Below are 539 nucleotides of genomic sequence, written 5' to 3' on the forward strand. Positions count from 1 at the left end.
TTAAATTGCGGCTTATCCTCTTCGTTTAATTCAACACGAATACCTTCTTGCGCAAAATCAAGCGGATGAATATTGGGAAAGAAGGCGGCATCCAGGTAGACATCTAACAAGTTAAAATAGTCGTTTTTATTTTGTGTGGCATAGGGATACGCTGTCCAATCCGCCGCCGTCATCGCATTCATAAAGGTATTCAAAGAGCGCTTGATCATCGAAAAGAACGGATCACGTACAGGGAACTTTTTGGAGCCACATAATGCGACGTGCTCAAGGATATGCGCCTCGCCTTTTGAATCCATTGGCTGAGTCCGAAACCCGACCAAAAACGCATTTTCGTCACTAGGATGCGCCAAATGATAATGCATCGCGCCCGTCTTGACATGCTGGCTGATGAGAACGTCTATCGAGAGCGCCTCAATATGACGATGCTCGATCAGCTCAAATGCTGGGTGCAAGGTCAAGTCGATATCAGCTTGTGTTTGGGCATGTATATCAGTGATCGTGTCGCTCATAGTTATCCTTATTGTTTATCGTTGTGCTTT

The 539-nt window shown here is 45.3% G+C and carries 1 protein-coding gene; it reads right to left on the reverse strand.

What is annotated here, in order from left to right; genetic code table 11:
* Positions 1-509: insulinase family protein (locus ACTXGO_RS16105; protein WP_443575233.1), on the reverse strand; the 509-nt coding region annotated here is incomplete at its 3' end.
* Positions 510-539: the final 30 nt, after the last annotated feature.

Source organism: Psychrobacter sp. T6-1, assembly GCF_052258445.1.